A 17,881-nucleotide genomic window follows, 5' to 3' on the forward strand; every position below is an offset into this window, starting at 1 on the left:
GGATCACCCCCGGCACCGACCGGCCGCCGTCGTTCGCGCGAGGCTCAGGTCAGCACTCGCCGACGTGCTCCCAGGGACCCCAGGCGTCGGCTCCCGGCTCCTGGTTCCGCGTCCACCACCGGGCCTCCCAGAGCGCACCGTCGTGGACGGCCTGGTCCCCCGCGACGAAGATGCGGCTGGCGGTCCACGGAGCACCGCACTCGGGAGCGGGCTCGCCCGCCGCACCGATCTCCTGCCAGGCTCCCCACGGGGAGGAGCCCGGCTCCTGGCCCTTCGTCCACCAGAGCGCCTCGAAGACGACGCCGTCGTGCTCCACGCGGTCGCCGGCCGTGTAGACCGTGTCCGCCGACCACGCGTCGGGAACCTCGACACCATCGCCCGGAACGACCTCACCCGGCTCGCCGTCCGTCGTGTACGCCAGGCGGGGCGCGTCCGGCGTCTCCATGCCCTCGCCGATGAAGTACGAGGTGTGCGGCGGCTGGTTGTAGGCCGTGTTCTGCCAGGCCACCGCCGTGCGGTACTGGGAGTCCGACATGAGCGTCCGCAGGCGGTGCTCGGTCGGGATCACCGTGGTCGCGATCCGCAGCGCGGTCGAGTCCTCGGTGCGGGTGATCAGCTCCTCGCGCCAGTCACCGAACAGGTCCGCCTGCAGCGCCGGCGTGCCCTTGGTGCTGTTGTTCGACAGCGTCCCCTCGGCCCGGTAGAGCTCGACCTCCTCGGCGTTCTCGTAGTCCCACTTCGAGATCGTCGGCACCCCCGTGGAGGTGTCGGCGTCCCAGTCGTGGTTCCCGATCTCCGAGAGCAGGTCGCCGTCCCAGAAGGTGGTGAAGTTGGCCGCCGGGATGCTCTCCGCGATGACCTCACCCGTGGAGGACGAGACGAGCTGGCCCACCTCGGAGTTCCACGCGGCGTCCCCGCCGACGGCCCAGCCCTCGGCGCCGTCGTAGCGCGGATCGATGTCCGCCATGGCGGCCCGGCCCGTGTCCCGCTCGGCCGGGATCGACCAGATGATCTCCCCCGTCGAGGCGTCCCGGAACGTGGCACCGACGTTGCCGGACCGTCCCATGTCCTCGTGCGCCGCGAACTGCTCGAGCCCGGGGCGTGACGGGTCGAAGTCGGAGACGTGCATGGCGTCGCCGTGCCCGAGCCCGGTGTTGTGCAGCGCCGACCCGTCGTCGTCGATGGTCATCGACCCGAAGACGATCTCGTCCTTCTGGTCCCCGTCGACGTCGGCGGTCTGCATGTCGTGGTTGCCCTGACCGCGGTACTCGTCGCCCTCGACGTCGGAGTCGAAGACCCACCGCTGGGTCAGCGACTCGCCGTCGAAGTCGAACGCCGCGATGACGGCGCGCGTGTAGTAGCCCCGGCTGAACACCATCGACGGGGTCTCCCCGTCGAGGTAGGCCGTCGTGGCCAGGAACCGGTCCACGCGGTTGCCGTAGGTGTCGCCCCACGAGCCGACGTCGCCGCGCGGCGGCACGTAGTCGATCGTGTCGAGCGCGACGCCCGTGGCGCCGTCGAACACCGTGAGGTACTCCGGGCCGGACAGCACGTAGCCGCCGGAGGTCCGGAAGTCCGCCCGGGCGTCCCCGATCACCGTGCCGTCGGCGTCGGTGGTGCCGTCGGCGGTCTTCATCGCCACCTCGGCCTGCCCGTCGCCGTCGTAGTCGAACACCTGGAACTGCGTGTAGTGGGCTCCGGACCGGATGTTGATCCCGAGGTCGATGCGCCACAGCTGGGTGCCGTCGAGCTCGTAGGCGTCCAGGTAGGTGTTGCCCGTGTAGCCACCGCGCGAGTTGTCCTGCGCGTTGGACGGGTACCACTTGACGACGTACTCGTACTCGCCGTCCCCGTCGAGGTCCGCCACGGAGGCGTCGTTCGCGGAGTAGGTGTACGGCTGGCCGTCCTTGGTGTAGGCGTCCTCCGGCTTGTTCAGCGGGATGTCCAGCGTCTGGGCGCCCCACGGGGTGAACTCGTCGGTGGCCCACCGCTCGGTGCCGTCGACGACGGCGGAGACGCGGTAGGTGGAGTCGGCCGAACCGTCGGCGTCGGTCAGGTTGGTCGAGCCGGTGATCGCCTCGGCGGTGATCTGCTCGCCGTCCCGGTAGACGTGGAACGCGACGTCGTCGGCGTCGTCGCCCAGCATCCGCCAGCCGACGTACACACCGTCCTCGGAGACCGCCGCCACCGGCTGGCGGCCGATGCGCTCGGCCTGTCGCGACAGGGTGGTCGCGGCGTCGGAGGTCACGGTGTCCGACAGCTCCGAGATGCCGCCGGCGTTCACCGACGCCACCGCGTAGGTGTACCCGATCGTGGTGAGCACGTCGGTGTCGGTGTAGGCGGGCTCCGCCGAACGGTCGAGCAGCACCAGGTCACCGGCCTTGTCCTGCCGGTAGACGTGGTAGAACAACGCGTCCTCGACCGGCTCCCAGCCCAGGTGCACCGCGTTCTTCTCGACGTCGCCCACCGCGAGGCCCGACGGCGTCGGTGCGGTCGGCACGTCGGTGTCCACCGTGGTCAGCTCGAGCGCGTTCGACGCGACCGACTCGTTGCCGGCGTCGTCGAGCGCCACGACCGTGTAGGTGTAGCCCAGGCCGACGTCCGCGGTGGTGTCCACGAACTCGGTCACCGAGGACTCGACATCGCCGAGCGCCGTCGGCTCGGCCGCGCCCTCGGCCAGGCGGTACACGCGGTACCCCGCCACGTCCTCGGCCGCGTCCCACGCCAGCGGGACCTCGACGTCGGACCCGTCGATCGTCACGTCGCCCGACGTCAGGTTGGTCGGCGCGTACAGCAGCGGCGTGATCTCCAGACCGTTGAGCCAGCCGGACGCGACGACGTCGATCGTCCCGTCGGTGACGACCACCGGCTGGACGATCTTGCTCGACGTGCTGCCGCGGCCCGCGTTCGAGGAGCCGTAGTCGGTGCCCTCGATGGTCACGCCCAGCCGGGCGGTCCCGATGAGGTCGCCCCAGACGACCTCGACGGCGTACGTGCCGTTCGGGACGTCGAACCGCATCGGCGTGGCGTCGCCCGGCAGCAGGAAGTCGCGCTGCAGGTCGTCCAGCGCACCGTCGCCCGTGCCGCGGTCGCGGCCGCCCGGACCGGAGTCCGAGGTGAAGCCGTAGCCCAGCTCCGCGGTGTACAGGGTGTTCTGGTCGAAGGCCGTGTAGCCGTCCTTCGTCGGGTTCCCGGCCAGCTGCACGTCGAACTTGTACAGCGGCGCCTTGGTCACGAGGGTCACGGTGGCCGACGGCGCGGAGTCGCCGCGGCCGTTGACGGCGACGACCTGCAGGTCGTAGGAGGTGCCCTGCTCGAGGCCGGTCACCTCGGCGACGCCGATCGTGGACGTGGTGACCAGCTCGTACGCGTCCTCGCCGTCGGTCGACGCCTTGGCGAAGACCTTGTAGATGTCCGCGCCCTCGACCTCGGTCCAGGTCAGCGTGGCGCTGGACGCGGAGATGCTGCCCGCGACGACGCCCGCCGGGGAGTCCGGCACCTCGGCCGGCGGCTCGGCGTCGACGACCTCGGCCGCGAGCGGGATGTCCAGCTCCGCGGTGCCGGAGGCGACGAGCCGGGCCATCTGGATGGCGCCGTACTCCTGGAAGTGGGTGTCGTCCGTCGTGCCGTTCGGCCGGTTCGGGTAGACGCCCGCCGGGACGTGCAGGAACACGCTCTTGGCGGCCTCGGGACCGATCTCGTCCAGGTACTCACGCGAGGAGGCCGACAGGTCGACCAGGGGCGTGCCGGTGTCGGCCGCGACGCGGGTCGCGGCGTCGACGTAGTCCGGGAAGGAGACGTTGAACCGGCCGGTGTCGGCGTCGAAGGACCGGCGGGACACCGGCGTGACGACGATCGGCTGCGCGCCGCGCTGGACGGCCCCGTCGACGAAGGTCTTGAGGTAGTAGTAGTAGTCGCCCGGCCCCGCCCAGCGGTCGTCGACGCCGTAGCTGTTGTCGTTGTGACCGAACTGGACGTACAGGTGGTCTCCCGGGCGGATCTGCGTGAGGACCTCGTCGAGACGGCCCTGGCTGATGAAGTTCTTCGAGGACCGGCCGCCGATCGCGTGGTTGTCGACCACGACGTCGTCGGACAGGTACCGCTCGATCATCTGGCCCCAGCCGGCCTGCGGCGCCCAGTACGGGTCGTAGGTCTGCACGGTCGAGTCGCCGGTGACGTACACAGTGGCCTGGTCGGCCGCGTCGCGCTCGTCCTGGCGGGTGATCGTCAGCGCGTTGAGGTTCGCGGCGCTGCCGGCGATCTGCAGGTTGAGCTGGCCGTCGACGAGCGCGATGTCGAACTCCATCTCGAGGAGGTCGCCCGCGGCCCGCTCGGTCGGCTGCACCTTGGCCATCTGCTCGGCCGTGATCGCGACGTCGGTGGCGCCCTCGGTGTCACCCGCGACCACACCGACCGTGTAGTCGCCGTTCGGCAGGTCGACAACGAGCTCGGCGCCGTCGGCCGTGACGAAGTCGCCGCGCAGCGCGTCGTCCCCGCCGCGGTCGGTCGCCGTCACCACGGAGGTGTCGACGAAGCCGAGCCGGTTCTCGGCGTCGTAGGCGGTGCCCGCGCCGACGCCCACGGCGCCGTCGGCCACCGTCCCGGAGCCCAGGTCGACCTGCAGCGTGCCGCTGTCGGGGAAGCCGGCCTCGCTCGTGAGCGTGCCGACGGCAGGAGCGGACGCGTCGGTGGTGCCCTCCGCCGTGACGGCGTGCACCCGGTAGTAGTGGACGACCGAGGTGTCGACGTCGCCGTCCGCGAAGAAGACCTCGCGGGCACCCGTCGTGGCGACCTCGGTGTACTCGCCGTCGACGGCGTCGCTGCGGGTCAGGACGTAGCCCGTGGCGCCGTCGACCTCGTTCCACCGCAGGACGAGCTCGCCGTCGCTCGCGGCCGCGACGCGCAGGTTCGCCGGGCCGGGCGTGCCCGTGCCGTCGCCCGGGTCGGTCGTGCCGTCGTCGTCCCCGCCGTCGCCGGAACCGTCGTCGCCCGTGTCCTCGGAGACCTGGGTGATCTCGATGCCGTTGACGTAGCCGTAGCCCTTGCCGGTGATGCCCAGGTTGAGCTGCCCGTCGGTGACCTCGGCCGTCAGCGTGCCGCTGGCCGTCTGCTCGGCGTCGGCGTTGATGTTGGTGCCCTCGCCACCCTCGGGGGCGACGGTGGTGCGCACGCTGGAGGTACCGGCGAGCGTGTCACCCGTCCAGACCTCGACGTCGTAGGTGCCGTTCGGCACGTCGACCGCGAACTCCCACTCGGCACCGAGCACGAAGTCGCCGGTCAGCGGGTCGGCGTCCGTGGAGCGGTCGCGGGCGTCCACGTCCCCCGAGGTGATGCCGAACCCGCCCTCCTCGGTGTACGCGGTGGTCGGGACCACGCGGTCGTAGCCCTCGGCGACCGGGCTGTCGGGCGTGCCGAAATCGAACGCCCGGACGGTGCCGTCGTCGGCAGCCTGGGCTGCGGCTGGCAGCAGCGGCAGCACGAGGGCAGCCGAGGCCGCGCCAGCGACCAGGGAGCGAGCTGATCGTGTACGGATCGGTGGGGATGTCGTCGGACGGTGCCGGGAAGCGCTTTCACGCTCGGCACGTGAGAGCCTGTCGGGCTGCTGCACGGTTCACCTCGTCGTCTCGTCGTTGAGTCCGGCCCGGGGCCGGTGACGCGCCCTCGTCGGTGAGGTTTGTTGTATTGATTTAATGAAAGGATTCAACCACGCGTCGTCGTCATCATGCCCGGTCACGACGGCGATGTCCAGGCAAAGGCGCAGGCAAAGGCTGCGTCACCGCATCGCCACGCGCGCTACCGTGTCCCCACTGTCCCCACCACGGCAGTGCGTCGTCCGGGAGGGAGCGCGCGTGGCCACCGAGCACCGACCCACGCTGGCGGCCGTCGCGCGAGCCGCGGGCGTGAGCCTCAAGACCGCGTCCCGCGTCCTCAACGACGAACCGCACGTCGCTCCCGCCACCCGGGAGCGCGTGCGGGCCGCCGTGCACTCGCTCGGCTTCCGGCGCAACGCCGTCGCCGCCGACCTCGCCCGCGGCGGGCCGGCTCCCCTGGTGGGCTTCATCGCCGCCGACCTCGCCAACAGCTTCTACGCCGCGGCCGCCGGCGGGATGGAGCACGCGCTGCGGGGCGCCGGGTACCAGCTCGTCACCGCCGGCTCGGACGAGGACGCCGAGCGCGAGCGGCGTCTGGTCGAGACGCTGCTGGAGCGACGGGTCGCCGCGCTCGTCGTCACGCCGACGGACTCCGACCACGAGCACCTCCGCCAGGTCACCACGGCCGACACACCGCTCGTGCTCGTGGACCGCCCCGCCGGCTCGGTCCCGGCGGACACGGTGGTCATCGACAACCGTGCGGGGGTGCGTCAGGCGGTGGACCACCTCGTCGCGCACGGGCACCGACGCATCGGGCTCGTCGTCGACGACGCCTCGGTCTGGACCGCCCGCGAGCGCCGGGACGCCTTCGTGCAGGCCCTGCGGACCCACGGGGTCGCGCGGCCCGAGCAGTGGGTCCGCGACGGTGCGCACGACGCGGCCGCCGCACGAGGGATCGTGGCCGAGCTGCTCGACGCCCCGGAGCCTCCGACGGCCCTGCTGGCGGGGACCCACCGGGTCACCGTGGGCGCGCTGGCGGTGCTGGACGCGCGCCGCGCGGCCGGTTCGAGCCTGCCCGCGCTCGTCGGCTTCGACGACCTGGAGCTCGCCGACCTGCTGGGCATCACCGTGGTCGCCTACGACACGGCCGAGATCGGTCGCCAGGCCGCTCGGCTGGCGCTGGAGCGCACGGCGGACCCGGCGCTGCCGCCCCGGCGGCGGACCGTCGCCACCCGCCTCGTGGCGCGCGGATCCGGCGAGCGTCCGCCCGCCGCTTGAGGCGTGGTCGGCGCGCATGAGAAATTGGGGGTGGCGCGTATGACAGCGCTGTCAGCATGCAGGATCGATCACCGGGACGTCCCGTCCCCACCGAAAGGATCGCGATGTCGCACGAGGCCAGCACCCCCCACCGTCCCGCGGGCGCCTGGCGCGCCGACGAGGTCCGCCGCCTCCTGACGTTCGGTGCGCCGTCGGTCGACGGGTCCGACGGCGCCGTCTGGCTCGACGACGACGGCCGACCGGACCCGGGCCGGCCCGTGCACACCTGGATCACGTCGCGGATGGCGCACACCTACTCCCTCGGGGAGCTGCTCGGGGTGCCGAGCAGCGCCGCGCGCGCCGACCGCGCCCTCGCCGGCCTCACGGGCACGTTGCGCGACGGCGAGCACGGCGGTTGGTTCGCCGCACGCGGCCCGGGTGACGCCGTCGACGGCACCAAGGCCGCCTATGCCCACGCGTTCGTGGTGCTGGCCGCGGCCTCGGCGTCCCAGGCCGGGCGTCCGGGGGCAGGCGCGCTGCTCGACGAGGCGCTCGGTGTGCTCGACGAGCGCTTCTGGGAGGACGAGGCCGGCCTGCTCGCCGACGAGTGGGACCGCGCCTGGACCACTCTGGCCCCGTACCGCGGCATCAACGCGAACATGCACGGCGTCGAGGCCCTGCTGGCGGCGTCCGACGCGACCGGCGACGCCCGGTGGCGGGACCGGGCCGCGCGGATCGTGGACCGCACCACGGCCTGGGCGGCCGAGAACGACTGGCGGATCCCCGAGCACTTCACGGCGGGCTGGGCACCGGACCTCGCGTTCAACGCCGACCGCCCGCACGACCAGTTCAAGCCCTACGGCTCGACGCCCGGGCACGGCTTCGAGTGGGCTCGCCTGATGCTGCAGCTCGACGTCGCGGCCGAGCAGGTGGGCCGCCGCACCGACGCTGCCGCCCGGCTCTTCGACCGGGCGCTGGCCGACGGCTTCGACGGCACCGGGTTCGTCTACACGGTCGACTGGTCCGGCGACCCGGTCGAACGCCGGCGCTTCCACTGGGTGGCCGCCGAGGCCGTCGCCGCGGCCGAGGTGCTCGCCGTCGTCACCGGTGCGTCCTGGTACGCCGAGCTGGCAGGCGCCTGGTGGGAGCTCGTCCGGGAGAGGTTCGTCGACCACGAGCGCGGCTCGTGGCACCACGAGCTCGACACCGCGAACCGGCCGACGGGCGACGTCTGGGCCGGGAAGCCCGACATCTACCACGCGGTACAGGCCCTGCTGGTCCCGGACCTCCCGCTCGCCGGCTCCCTCGCCGAGTCGGCGCGGCGCGCCACCCGGGGCACGATCTGATCGCTCAGCCGCCGGCGAGCCCCGCCTCGCGGGAGAAGCCGACGATGTGGTCGCGCACGGCCCGCTCGGCGCGGTCCGCGTCGCCGGCGGTCACGGCGTCCAGGATCTGCTGGTGCTCGGCACAGAGCCGGCGTGCGGTGTCCGGCCACGACGGCAACGCGTCGACCCCGCGCGCCACGTAGTCGTGCACGGCGCTGCGCAGCCCGGCGAGGATCGCCTCGACGAGCTGGTTGCCCGCTCGTCGCGCGAGGGCCAGGTGGAAGTCCTGGTCGAGCCGGACGAACGCGTCGACCGCCAGCCCGGGCATCGACATCTCGCGCACGAGCCGATCGGCCTCGGCCTCGCGCCCGGCAGCGTCGTCGGGAGGCGGAGCCTGCGCCGCCTCCCGCACGGCCCAGGTCTCCAGCGCGACGCGTGTCGCCACGACGTCGTGCACGGGCAGCGTCCCGGAGGCGACGTGCAGGCGGACGGCCGCGCCCAGCCCGGCGGCCGGGCGGTCGATGACGGTGGCGCCGGCGTCGGGTCCGGACCCGACGGCGGTGCGGATGATGCCCATCGCCTCGAGGATGCGGATGGCCTCGCGGACGGACGGGCGGGAGACGCCGAGCTCCTCGGCGAGCGCGCGCTCGGCGGGCAGCCGCTCGCCGAGGGCCCAACGACCCGCGGCCAGGTCGGACTCGATCCGGGCGAGGACCATCTCGTGGGTACGCACGGCCTGATCCTAGCCAACATGGTCTGACCACACCCTCGCCGGTGGGCTACAGTGGTCGGACCACACCGCGGATCAGCCCCCAGCAGCCCCGCCGAAGGAGTCGGACGTGCGCATCGCCCTCGCCGCGACCTGCATCGCGGACACCATGTTCCCCGGCGCACCGCGCGCCACCGTCCGCCTGCTCGAACGCCTCGGGCACGACGTCGTCTTCCCCCGCGCGCAGGCGTGCTGCGGCCAGATGCACGTCAACACCGGCTACCTGGACGAGGCCGTACCGGTCGTGCGCAACCACGTCGAGACGTTCGCCCCGGTGGCCGACGGCGAGTGGGACGCCGTCGTCGTCCCCTCGGGCTCGTGCACCGGGTCGATCCGCCACCAGCAGGCGATGGTCTGCCGCCGCGCCGGCCTCGACGACCTCGCCACCACCGCCGAGGCCGTGAGCGCGAAGACCTACGAGCTCTCCGAGCTGCTCGTCGACGTCCTCGGGCTCACGGACGTCGGCGCCTGGTTCCCCCACCGCGTCACGTACCACCCCACGTGCCACTCGCTGCGCATGCTGCGCGTCGGCGACCGGCCCGTGCGGCTGCTGCGCGCCGTGACGGACATCGACCTCGTCGAGCTCCCCGAGGCGGACTCCTGCTGCGGGTTCGGGGGGACCTTCGCCCTGAAGAACGCGGACACGTCGGCCGCGATGCTCGCCGACAAGACGGCGAACGTCCGCACCACCGAGGCCGAGGTCCTCACCGCGGGCGACTACTCCTGCCTCATGCACATCGGCGGCGGGCTGTCCCGCCAGCGGGCGGGCGTCGGCACGTTGCACCTCGCGGAGATCCTCGCCTCGACGCGGGACGAACCCACGGCGGTGCCGGCGACCCGCTCGGTGGAGGTGGCCCGATGAGCACGTTCCTCGGCCTGCCGCGCCTGCGGCGGCACCCGTCCGACGGCACGCCCCGCGGCACCTCGCCGGCGAGCGCCGACGAGCCGTTCGGCCCCGTCCCCCACCCCGACGAGCCGCTGCGCTGGGGGGACGCGTTCCCCGCCGCGGCGAGGCAGACGCTGCAGAACGACCAGCTCCGCCAGAACCTCGGCCACGCGACCCGCACGATCCGCGCCAAGCGGGCCGCCGTCGTCGGCGAGGTCCCCGACTGGGAGGCTCTGCGTGACACCGGCTCCGCGGTCAAGGAGCAGGTCATGGCGAACCTGCCGGACCTGCTGGCGGAGCTGGAGGAGAACGTGGTCGCGCGCGGCGGCGTCGTGCACTGGGCCCGCGACGCGGCCGAGGCGAATCGCATCGTCACCGAGATCGCCCGGGCCAAGGGCGCCGACGAGGTCGTCAAGGTCAAGTCGATGGCCACCCAGGAGATCGGGCTCAACGAGCACCTGGCCGACGAGGGCATCGCGGCGATCGAGACCGACCTGGCCGAGCTCATCGTGCAGCTCGCCGACGACATGCCGTCCCACATCCTCGTGCCCGCGATCCACCGGAACCGTGCCGAGATCCGCGAGATCTTCCTCGCCCGGATGGGCGACGTCCCGCAGGACCTGTCCGGCGTGCCCCGCGAGCTGGCCATGGCAGCCCGCGCCCACCTGCGACGCAAGTTCCTCTCCGCCAAGGTCGCGGTGTCGGGTGCGAACTTCGGTGTCGCGGACACCGGGACGCTCGCCGTGGTGGAGTCCGAGGGCAACGGGCGCATGTGCCTGACGCTGCCCGAGACCCTCGTCACGGTGATGGGCATCGAGAAGCTGATCCCCACCTACACCGACCTCGAGGTCTTCCTCCAGCTGCTCCCCCGGTCCTCGACCGGCGAGCGGATGAACCCGTACACCTCGCTGTGGACGGGCGTCACGCCCGGGGACGGCCCGCAGGAGTTCCACCTCGTGCTGCTCGACAACGGCCGCACCGACGTGCTCGCCGACGAGGTCGGGCGCGCCGCGCTGCACTGCATCCGCTGCTCGGCCTGCCTCAACGTGTGCCCGGTGTACGAGCGGGTGGGCGGGCACGCCTACGGCTCGGTCTACCCCGGCCCGATCGGCGCGATCCTCACGCCGCAGCTCACCGCGGCCTCGGGAGGGGTCTCCGGCGCCGACGACGTCAACGCCTCGCTGCCGTACGCCTCGACGCTGTGCGGCGCCTGCTACGACGTGTGCCCGGTGAAGATCGACATCCCCTCGATCCTCGTGGACCTGCGTGCCCGCGAGGTGGACGCTGACCGCGGCAAGCACAAGGTCGACCCCTGGAAGGCCGCCATGAAGGCGGCGTCCTGGGTGATGTCCGACGGCGGCCGGTTCGGGCTCGCGGGCCGCGCGGCCACGCTCGGGCACGGCCTGGGCGGACGCGACGGGGTGATCTCGAAGGCCCCGCCGCCGGTGTCCGCCTGGACCCGGTCGCGAGACCTGCCCGCTCCCCCGGCCGAGACGTTCCGGCAGTGGATGGCCGAGCACGAGAAGGACGGGGGCGAGCGATGAACGCGCGCGAGGACGTGCTGAACCGGGTCCGGGCCGCGCTCGGGCAGCAGGGCGTCGGGACGACGGCGGCCGGTGCCGTGGGCACCGCTCACGCGGCCGTCGACGTGCCCCGCGAGTACCGGTCGGCCGGGGAGCACTCCCCGGGGTCCGCCGTCGTCGTCGAACAGCTCGTCGACCGGCTGGTCGACTACCAGGCCCACGTGCACGAGGTGAGCGCCGACGAGCTGCCCGCCACGATCGCCCGGCTCCTGACCGAGCTGCCAGAACCTGGTGCGGACCAACCGCCACGAGAGCCTGACAACTCGGCGGGAGCGTCCGTCGTCGTCCCGGACGGGCTCGACGACGCATGGCTCGCAGCGCTGCCGGGCGACGTCGTCGTCCACCGGGACGCCCACGACGCGCCGCTGAGCGCGCTCGAGCTGGACGAGGTCGACGCCGTGCTGACGGCCGCGCGCGTCGCGTGCTCGGAGACGGGCACGATCGTGCTCGACGGCGAGCCCGACCAGGGGCGGCGCGCGATCTCGCTGGTGCCGGACGTGCACATGTGCGTGGTGCGGGCCGACCAGGTGGTGGAGACGATCCCCGAGGCGGTGCGGATCCTCGCCGCGCACCCCGAGCGCCCGCAGACCTGGATCTCCGGGCCGAGCGCCACGAGCGACATCGAGCTGGACCGGGTCGAGGGCGTGCACGGCCCGCGGACCCTGCACGTGCTCCTCGTCGCCTGACCAACCTCCCCACCCGAGACCCTGTGGGTGCACGACGCGCCGTCGGGCCGATCGGCCCGACGGCGCGTCGTGCACCCACAGCGGAGGATGGCTACCGGTTGAGCCCCGGCGGGGTGCGCGGGGACCTGCCCGGAGCGGCGTCGGCGCGACCGTCGAGGAGTGCGTCGTACGCCGGCTTTTTCACGAAGTCCTCGGTCATGATCGTCGCGTACCCCTCGGGGAACACGTCCGGGACCCAGGACCGGCCGTCGTCGAAGCCCCAGACGGTGAAGCTCGAGCAGCTGGCGACGTTCAGGCAGGCCTGCAGCATCTTGTCGTACCTCTCGGCCTGCAGGGCGATCTGCTCCTCGGTGGGCTCTCCGTCCTCGCCGAGCGGCATCCGGACGTCGGCCTCGGTGACCGCCACCTGCAGCCCGAGGTCCGCGAACCGCTCGAAGTTCGCCTGCATGGACTCGTCGAAGCCGTACTGGAGGCTCAGGTGACCCTGGGCTCCGAAACCGTGCAGCGGCGCGCCGTCGGCGAGCAGCTCCTGGGCCAGCTCGTAGTAGGCGTCGGTCTTGGCGTTGACGCCCTCGGCGTTGTAGTCGTTGAGGAAGAGCACCGCCTCGGGGTCGGCCTCGTGCGCCCACCGGAAGACGTCGCCGAGGAGGTCCACCGGGTCCTCCGAGCAGGCCTTGAGGAAGGGGTTGGCCTCGGTGCGGAGCTGCACACCGCCCGCGTCCCAGTCGTCCTGGATGATCTCGTTGGCCACGTCCCACTCGTAGATCTCGCCGGCGTAGCGGCCGACGACGGTGCGGACGTGGTCCTCGAGGACGTCCCGCGCCTCCGCGCAGGTCCAGGTCTCGCTCGCCTCGGCCACCCACTCCGGGTTCTGGCTGTGCCAGAGTTGGGTGTGCCCGCGGACCTCCTGACGGTGGGACCGGGCGAAGTCCACGACGGCGTCCGCACCGGAGAAGTCGTAGACGTCCGGCTCGGGGTGGAGCTCGGCCCACTTCATGTCGTTCTCGGGGTCCGCGAGTCGAACTCCGCGGCGAGGATGCGCTGGAACTCGGTGAGGTTCTTCCGGTCGTGGTCGAGAAGGTCGCGCTGACCCCAGACGGCACTGCCGATCTTGAGGTCACGGGGCGCCTCGGAGCGCAGGGTGGGCTCCGGTGGGCCGGCCTGGGCCGCGGGGACGGTCAGGGCCAGAGCGGTGACCGCCGACGCCGCGACGGCGATCAGACGCTTCGTGCTCGGGGAATGGGACATCGTTGTTCCTTCCGGTCGGGGCCCGGCGGTTCACGGGCCGTCGGACCGGACTCGACGATGTCGTTGTCGACAACGGTTTCGCCAGGGCAGACCGGCTCGGGGCCGCCCGGGTGGTGGTCGCCGTGGGGCGGCGGAACCCGCACAATGGGATCCCGTGACCGACAGCGACCTGCCCGCGCCCCCAGCGGCGTCCGACGCGCTCTTCGACGTCCCGCCCGAGGCACGCCGCCCCGCAGCACGGGTCGTGCTGCTCACCGGGCCGTCGGGCAGCGGCAAGTCCGCGCTCACCCGTCGCCTGGGCCTGCCCGTGGTGATGCTCGACGACTTCTACCACGACGCCGACCACCCGGGGATGCCGCGCGCCTACAAGATCGTCGACTGGGACGACCCCGCCAGCTGGGACCGCGACGGGGCGCTGGACGCGCTGCGCACGCTCGCCACCTCGGGCCGCGCGGAGGTACCGGTCTACGACATCCCCACCTCGCGGCGGACGGGGACCGCCGTGGTCGAGACAGGCGGGGAGCCGTTGATCCTCGCGGAAGGCGTCTTCGCGGCCGAGCTCGTCGCGGCGTGCCGGGCCGAGGGGCTGCTCGCCGACGCCATCTGCCTGGCCCGCCCGCGCCTCGTCACCTTCTGGTTCCGGCTCCTGCGCGACGTGGCCGAGGCGCGCAAGCCGCTGCCCACCCTGCTGCGCCGCGGCTGGGGACTGTTGCGCGCGGAGCCCGCGACGGTGCGCCGCTGGACGGAGCTCGGGTGCCGCCCCCTCTCCCCGGCGCAGGCCGAGCGGGAGATCCGCGCGACCGCCTGATGCCCCCCCCCCCCGAAAGCGTCATGAAGACGTAACACGCAGGTCACCCGCACCACATCACCCGGCCCCACCCTGGATCCAGGAGGTGGTCGCCGTGCTCGAGCACAGTTCGATGCGTGTCCTGTCCCTCTACGAGGGCTTCTTCTCCGGCGGCGCCCGGGTCCTGCACTCCACGGTGGTCGCGGGGCTGCACGCCCACGGTCACCAGCAGCACTCGGCGCTCAGCCTGTACAGCGCGGTCCGCCGCGAGACCATGCTGCAACGCCTCGAGGACGACCCTCGCTTTCGGAACCTGCGCGCCGCCGGGGTCCGGGTCGCCACGCTGGGTCGCTCCACCGACGACGACCACGACCCGCGCCGCTTCACCGCGGCGGAGATGGAGGTCGTGGCCCGCGAGGTCACCGGGGTCGACGTCGTGATGTCGCTCAAGGAGCAGCCGCTGCGGCTGGCCCACCAGGCGGGCTTCCCGCAGCGGCCCGTCGTCGCCTGCCTGCACCGGTCCGACCCGGAGCACTCCGGCGCGGCCCTCGACGACCTGCTCGCCACCGCCGCGAGCGGCGTGCTCGCCGCCGCCGTGTGCTGCGCGGAGTCCACGCGCGACGCCTACGCCGCCGCCGGCGTCCCGGAGCACCTGCTGCGCGTGGTGCCCAACGGCATCGACCTCACCCGGTTCCATCCGTTGCGCCGCGTGCGCCGCATGGCCCTGCGCGGGGCGGCGGGCATCCCGTCCGACGCCACGCTGGTCGCCTATGCGGCACGCTACGACGCCATGAAGAACCCCCGCCTGTTCCTGGCGGCGGCCCGGCAGTTCCTCGAGCGCGACGACCACGGCCACGTCATGATGTGCGGCGCGGGGATGACGCTCGACAACCCGGGGCTCGTCGCCGACCTCGACGAGGCCTTCGCCGACCGGCCGGACCTGTTGGCGCGCGTGCACCCGCTCGGCGTGCGGCGCGACATGGAGCACGTCTACGCGATGGCCGACGTCGTGTCGCTCACCTCGGCGTACGGGGAGGCCGCTCCCCTGTGCCTCATCGAGGGCGCCATGTGCGGCGCGGTCCCCGTGACGACGCCCGTGGGCGACAGTGCCCGGCTCGTGGCCGGCATCGGGTTCGTGACCGGGTTCGACGCGGCCGAGATCGCCGGGACGTGGATCGAGGCGGCGGCCCGCCGCGGCGAGCTGCGCGGTGCGCTGACGGCAGCCCGGCAGCGGTTCAGCCACGTGCGGATGCTGTCCGGCTACGCGCGGGTGCTCGAGCAGGCCGTCCGAGGCACGGGGCTGCGCGTCGCGGCCTGAGCAACCGGTCGCGGCCGCCGGCGACGCGTCAGCGCGCCGTCGACTCCCGCAGCACGACCTCGTGCCCGACGGCGGCACTCACCTCGGACCCTTCCTCCGCCACGGCCGCGGCGACCGCCAGCCGCCCCATCTCCTCCAGCGGGATGGAGACGGTGGTGACCGAGGGCACGTGGTCGCGCAACGTGGGGATGTCGTCGAACCCGGCGACCCGGACGTCGTCGGGGACGACGACGCCCAGGTCCCGCAGGCGCGCGATGAGGCCGATGGCCATGACGTCGGTGACGGCGAACACGCAGGGCGCGTCGAGCCCGGCCGCGGCCGACTCGCGGGCGATCTCGGCGACGCGGCCCCCGGCCGCGTAGCCGCCGTCGCGGGAGAACTGCTGCTCGATGACCTCGAGCACCTCGCCCCCGCCGGCGGCGACGGCGTCGGCGAACGCTCCGGCCCGCTCCTGGGCGGTGACGACACGGTCGGGCGCGCTGAGCAGCACGAACCGGCGGTGCCCCTGCCCGTGCAGGGCCGCGGCCAGGTCGGCGGCACCGGCCGCGTTCGGCGGGCGCACGACGCGCGCCGGCCCGAGCGGCTGCCCGACGACGACGGCACGCCCCCCGCCGGCCTCGAACGTGTCGAGCTCGGCCGCGACGGGAGCGTCCTCCTCGGGCGACCATCGGGTCCCGGCGACGACGATGGCGTCGACGCGGTGCGCGGCGAAGGCTGCGACGGCGTCTCGCTCGGCGTCGGGGTCCCGTTCGGTGGAGGCGAGGAGGACCATGCGGCCGTGCTCGCGGGCCGCGGCCTGGGCGCCGGCGGCGATGGAGGAGAAGTACGGGTCGGAGATGTCCTGGACGACGAGCCCGAGCAGCCCGGTGCGTGACCGCGCCAGCGCCTGGGCCTGGGCGTTGACCACGTAGCCGAGGTCCGCGGCGGCCGAACGTACCCGCTCGACGAGCTCGGGCCCCGGCTGCCGCGAGGACCCGTTGAGGACCCGCGAGGCGGTCGCCAGGGAGACCCCGGCATGGTTCGCGACGTCCTGCAGCCGTGCTCGGGCCACGGGCACCTCCTCGTCCGCTACGACCCCGGCGCGAGGACCGATCCCTGCTGCCGGGTGACGGCTGCTTGACGCGCCGCCCCCGACACCTTACCGTGAGATCGGAAAGCGCATTCCATCCGGAGCGCGAGCACCCGACGAGCACGGCCCCCGACGAAGGAGTCCCGAGTGAGCACCACCCGCACCCTGCGCATCGCCATGAACGGCGTGACCGGACGCATGGGCTACCGCCAGCACCTGCTGCGCTCCATCCTGCCGATCCGCGAGCAGGGCGGCGTCGAGCTCCCCGACGGCTCCCGCGTGCAGGTCGAGCCGATCCTCGTCGGCCGCAACTCCGGGAAGCTCCGCGAGCTCGCCGCACAGCACGACATCGCCGAGTACACGACCGACCTCGACGGCATGATCCACGCCGACGACACCGATATCGTCTTCGACGCCGCGATGACCAACCTGCGCGCCGCCACCCTGGCCAAGGCCATGCGGGCCGGCAAGCACGTCTACACCGAGAAGCCGACGGCGGAGACCCTCACCGAGGCGATCGACCTCGCGAAGCTGCGCGAGGAGACCGGCGTGACCGCCGGCGTCGTGCACGACAAGCTCTACCTGCCCGGCCTGGTCAAGCTCCGCCGCCTCGTCGACGAGGGCTTCTTCGGCCGCATCCTGTCGTTGCGCGGCGAGTTCGGCTACTGGGTCTTCGAGGGCGACGTCCAGCCCGCCCAGCGCCCCTCGTGGAACTACCGCAAGGAGGACGGCGGCGGCATGACCACGGACATGTTCTGCCACTGGAACTACGTCCTCGAGGGCATCCTCGGCTCGGTGAAGACCGTCAACGCCCAGACCGTCACGCACATCCCCACCCGCTGGGACGAGCAGGGCAAGCAGTACGACGCCACCGCCGACGACGCCGCGTACGGCATCTTCGAGATCGAGACGCCCGGCGGCGACCCGGTCGTGGCGCAGATCAACTCCTCCTGGGCGGTGCGCGTGCACCGCGACGAGCTCGTCGAGTTCCAGATCGACGGCACGCACGGCTCCGCCGTCGCCGGCCTGCGCCAGTGCGTCGCCCAGCAGCGCGCCCACACCCCCAAGCCGGTGTGGAACCCCGACCTGCCCGCCACCGAGCCGTTCCGCGAGCAGTGGCAGGACGTCCCCGCGAACACGGACCTCGACAACGGGTTCAAGCTGCAGTGGGAGGAGTTCCTGCGCGACGTCGTCGCCGGGCGCGAGCACCGCTTCGACCTGCTCTCGGCCGCGCGCGGCGTCCAGCTCGCCGAGCTGGGCCTGCAGTCCTCGGCCGAGGGCCGCCGCCTCGACGTGCCGGAGATCTCGCTGTGAGCGCCGTGACCGTCGTCCCCGGCGCGCCAGTCCTCACCGGCTCCGGCG

At 73.0% G+C, this 17,881-nt stretch carries 13 protein-coding genes; 8 read left to right on the forward strand and 5 right to left on the reverse strand.

Annotation, left to right across the window (positions count from 1 at the left end; genetic code table 11):
• Window positions 1-49: 49 nt before the first annotated feature.
• Entirely contained in the window at window positions 50-5,479 is a 5,430-nt protein-coding gene (locus tag AC3RJ8_RS14565) for a rhamnogalacturonan lyase family protein (RefSeq protein ID WP_489713279.1), read from the reverse strand.
• Window positions 5,480-5,849: 370 nt separating this feature from the next.
• Between AC3RJ8_RS14565 and AC3RJ8_RS14570 the strand changes: the two genes are divergently transcribed.
• Window positions 5,850-6,869, forward strand: a complete 1,020-nt coding sequence (locus AC3RJ8_RS14570) for a LacI family DNA-binding transcriptional regulator (RefSeq protein ID WP_489713280.1) — start codon at window positions 5,850-5,852, stop codon at window positions 6,867-6,869.
• Window positions 6,870-6,973: 104 nt separating this feature from the next.
• A complete protein-coding gene (locus AC3RJ8_RS14575) occupies window positions 6,974-8,194 on the forward strand; it encodes an AGE family epimerase/isomerase (protein WP_489713281.1) in 1,221 nt (406 codons plus the stop codon).
• 4 nt (window positions 8,195-8,198) lie between these two features.
• Here AC3RJ8_RS14575 and AC3RJ8_RS14580 read toward each other — a convergent pair whose 3' ends face one another.
• On the reverse strand, window positions 8,199-8,906 hold the full coding sequence (locus tag AC3RJ8_RS14580) for a FadR/GntR family transcriptional regulator (protein WP_489713282.1): 708 nt from the start codon (window positions 8,904-8,906) through the stop codon (window positions 8,199-8,201).
• Window positions 8,907-9,012: 106 nt separating this feature from the next.
• Here AC3RJ8_RS14580 and AC3RJ8_RS14585 point away from each other — a divergent pair, with 106 nt between their 5' ends.
• Genes AC3RJ8_RS14585 through AC3RJ8_RS14595 form a run of 3 tightly spaced genes read left to right on the forward strand, consistent with a single transcriptional unit; the run spans window position 9,013 to window position 12,097 of the window.
• A complete protein-coding gene (locus AC3RJ8_RS14585; protein WP_489713283.1) occupies window positions 9,013-9,804 on the forward strand; it encodes a (Fe-S)-binding protein in 792 nt (263 codons plus the stop codon).
• Entirely contained in the window at window positions 9,801-11,372 is a 1,572-nt protein-coding gene (locus AC3RJ8_RS14590) for a LutB/LldF family L-lactate oxidation iron-sulfur protein (protein WP_489713284.1), read from the forward strand. Before AC3RJ8_RS14585 ends, AC3RJ8_RS14590 begins: the two co-directional genes overlap by 4 nt.
• Window positions 11,369-12,097: a LutC/YkgG family protein gene (locus tag AC3RJ8_RS14595; protein ID WP_489713285.1), complete on the forward strand. Its 729-nt coding sequence runs from the start codon at window positions 11,369-11,371 to the stop codon at window positions 12,095-12,097. The genes AC3RJ8_RS14590 and AC3RJ8_RS14595 overlap by 4 nt, the downstream gene beginning before the upstream one ends.
• Window positions 12,098-12,188: 91 nt before the next feature.
• Here AC3RJ8_RS14595 and AC3RJ8_RS14600 read toward each other — a convergent pair whose 3' ends face one another.
• Entirely contained in the window at window positions 12,189-13,094 is a 906-nt protein-coding gene (locus tag AC3RJ8_RS14600) for an endo-1,4-beta-xylanase (RefSeq protein ID WP_489713286.1), read from the reverse strand.
• The gene (locus AC3RJ8_RS14605; RefSeq protein ID WP_489713287.1) at window positions 13,091-13,345 is read right to left on the reverse strand and encodes a hypothetical protein; all 255 of its coding nucleotides are present in this window, start codon (window positions 13,343-13,345) and stop codon (window positions 13,091-13,093) included. Before AC3RJ8_RS14605 ends, AC3RJ8_RS14600 begins: the two co-directional genes overlap by 4 nt.
• A gap of 154 nt (window positions 13,346-13,499) precedes the next feature.
• Between AC3RJ8_RS14605 and AC3RJ8_RS14610 the strand changes: the two genes are divergently transcribed.
• Together AC3RJ8_RS14610 and AC3RJ8_RS14615 are read left to right on the forward strand one after the other, a co-directional pair.
• Window positions 13,500-14,153 carry a uridine kinase family protein gene (locus AC3RJ8_RS14610; protein WP_489713288.1) on the forward strand — a complete coding sequence of 218 codons (654 nt, stop codon included), beginning with the start codon at window positions 13,500-13,502 and terminating at the stop codon, window positions 14,151-14,153.
• 94 nt (window positions 14,154-14,247) lie between these two features.
• Window positions 14,248-15,450, forward strand: coding sequence for a glycosyltransferase (locus tag AC3RJ8_RS14615; protein ID WP_489713289.1), 1,203 nt, complete (start codon window positions 14,248-14,250; stop codon window positions 15,448-15,450).
• Window positions 15,451-15,478: 28 nt separating this feature from the next.
• Here AC3RJ8_RS14615 and AC3RJ8_RS14620 read toward each other — a convergent pair whose 3' ends face one another.
• The gene (locus tag AC3RJ8_RS14620; RefSeq protein WP_489713290.1) at window positions 15,479-16,501 is read right to left on the reverse strand and encodes a LacI family DNA-binding transcriptional regulator; all 1,023 of its coding nucleotides are present in this window, start codon (window positions 16,499-16,501) and stop codon (window positions 15,479-15,481) included.
• A gap of 195 nt (window positions 16,502-16,696) precedes the next feature.
• On the opposite strand from AC3RJ8_RS14620, the gene AC3RJ8_RS14625 reads away from it, so the two are divergent.
• A complete protein-coding gene (locus tag AC3RJ8_RS14625; RefSeq protein WP_489715648.1) occupies window positions 16,697-17,833 on the forward strand; it encodes a Gfo/Idh/MocA family protein in 1,137 nt (378 codons plus the stop codon).
• Window positions 17,834-17,881: the final 48 nt, after the last annotated feature.

Source organism: Isoptericola sp. MSGPD8_1_ISO-PGPR-S23-394 (assembly GCF_058072785.1).

What these genes read in the sequence shown, in the direction of transcription:
- AC3RJ8_RS14595 (WP_489713285.1), top strand. Translation starts at nt 11,369, where the DNA reads ATGAACGCGCGCGAGGACGTGCTGAACCGGGTCCGGGCCGCGCTCGGG.
- AC3RJ8_RS14625 (WP_489715648.1), top strand. Translation starts at nt 16,697, where the DNA reads ATGAACGGCGTGACCGGACGCATGGGCTACCGCCAGCACCTGCTGCGC.
- AC3RJ8_RS14590 (WP_489713284.1), top strand. Translation starts at nt 9,801, where the DNA reads ATGAGCACGTTCCTCGGCCTGCCGCGCCTGCGGCGGCACCCGTCCGAC.
- AC3RJ8_RS14575 (WP_489713281.1), top strand. Translation starts at nt 6,974, where the DNA reads ATGTCGCACGAGGCCAGCACCCCCCACCGTCCCGCGGGCGCCTGGCGC.
- AC3RJ8_RS14605 (WP_489713287.1), bottom strand. Translation starts at nt 13,345, where the DNA reads ATGTCCCATTCCCCGAGCACGAAGCGTCTGATCGCCGTCGCGGCGTCG.
- AC3RJ8_RS14600 (WP_489713286.1), bottom strand. Translation starts at nt 13,094, where the DNA reads ATGAAGTGGGCCGAGCTCCACCCCGAGCCGGACGTCTACGACTTCTCC.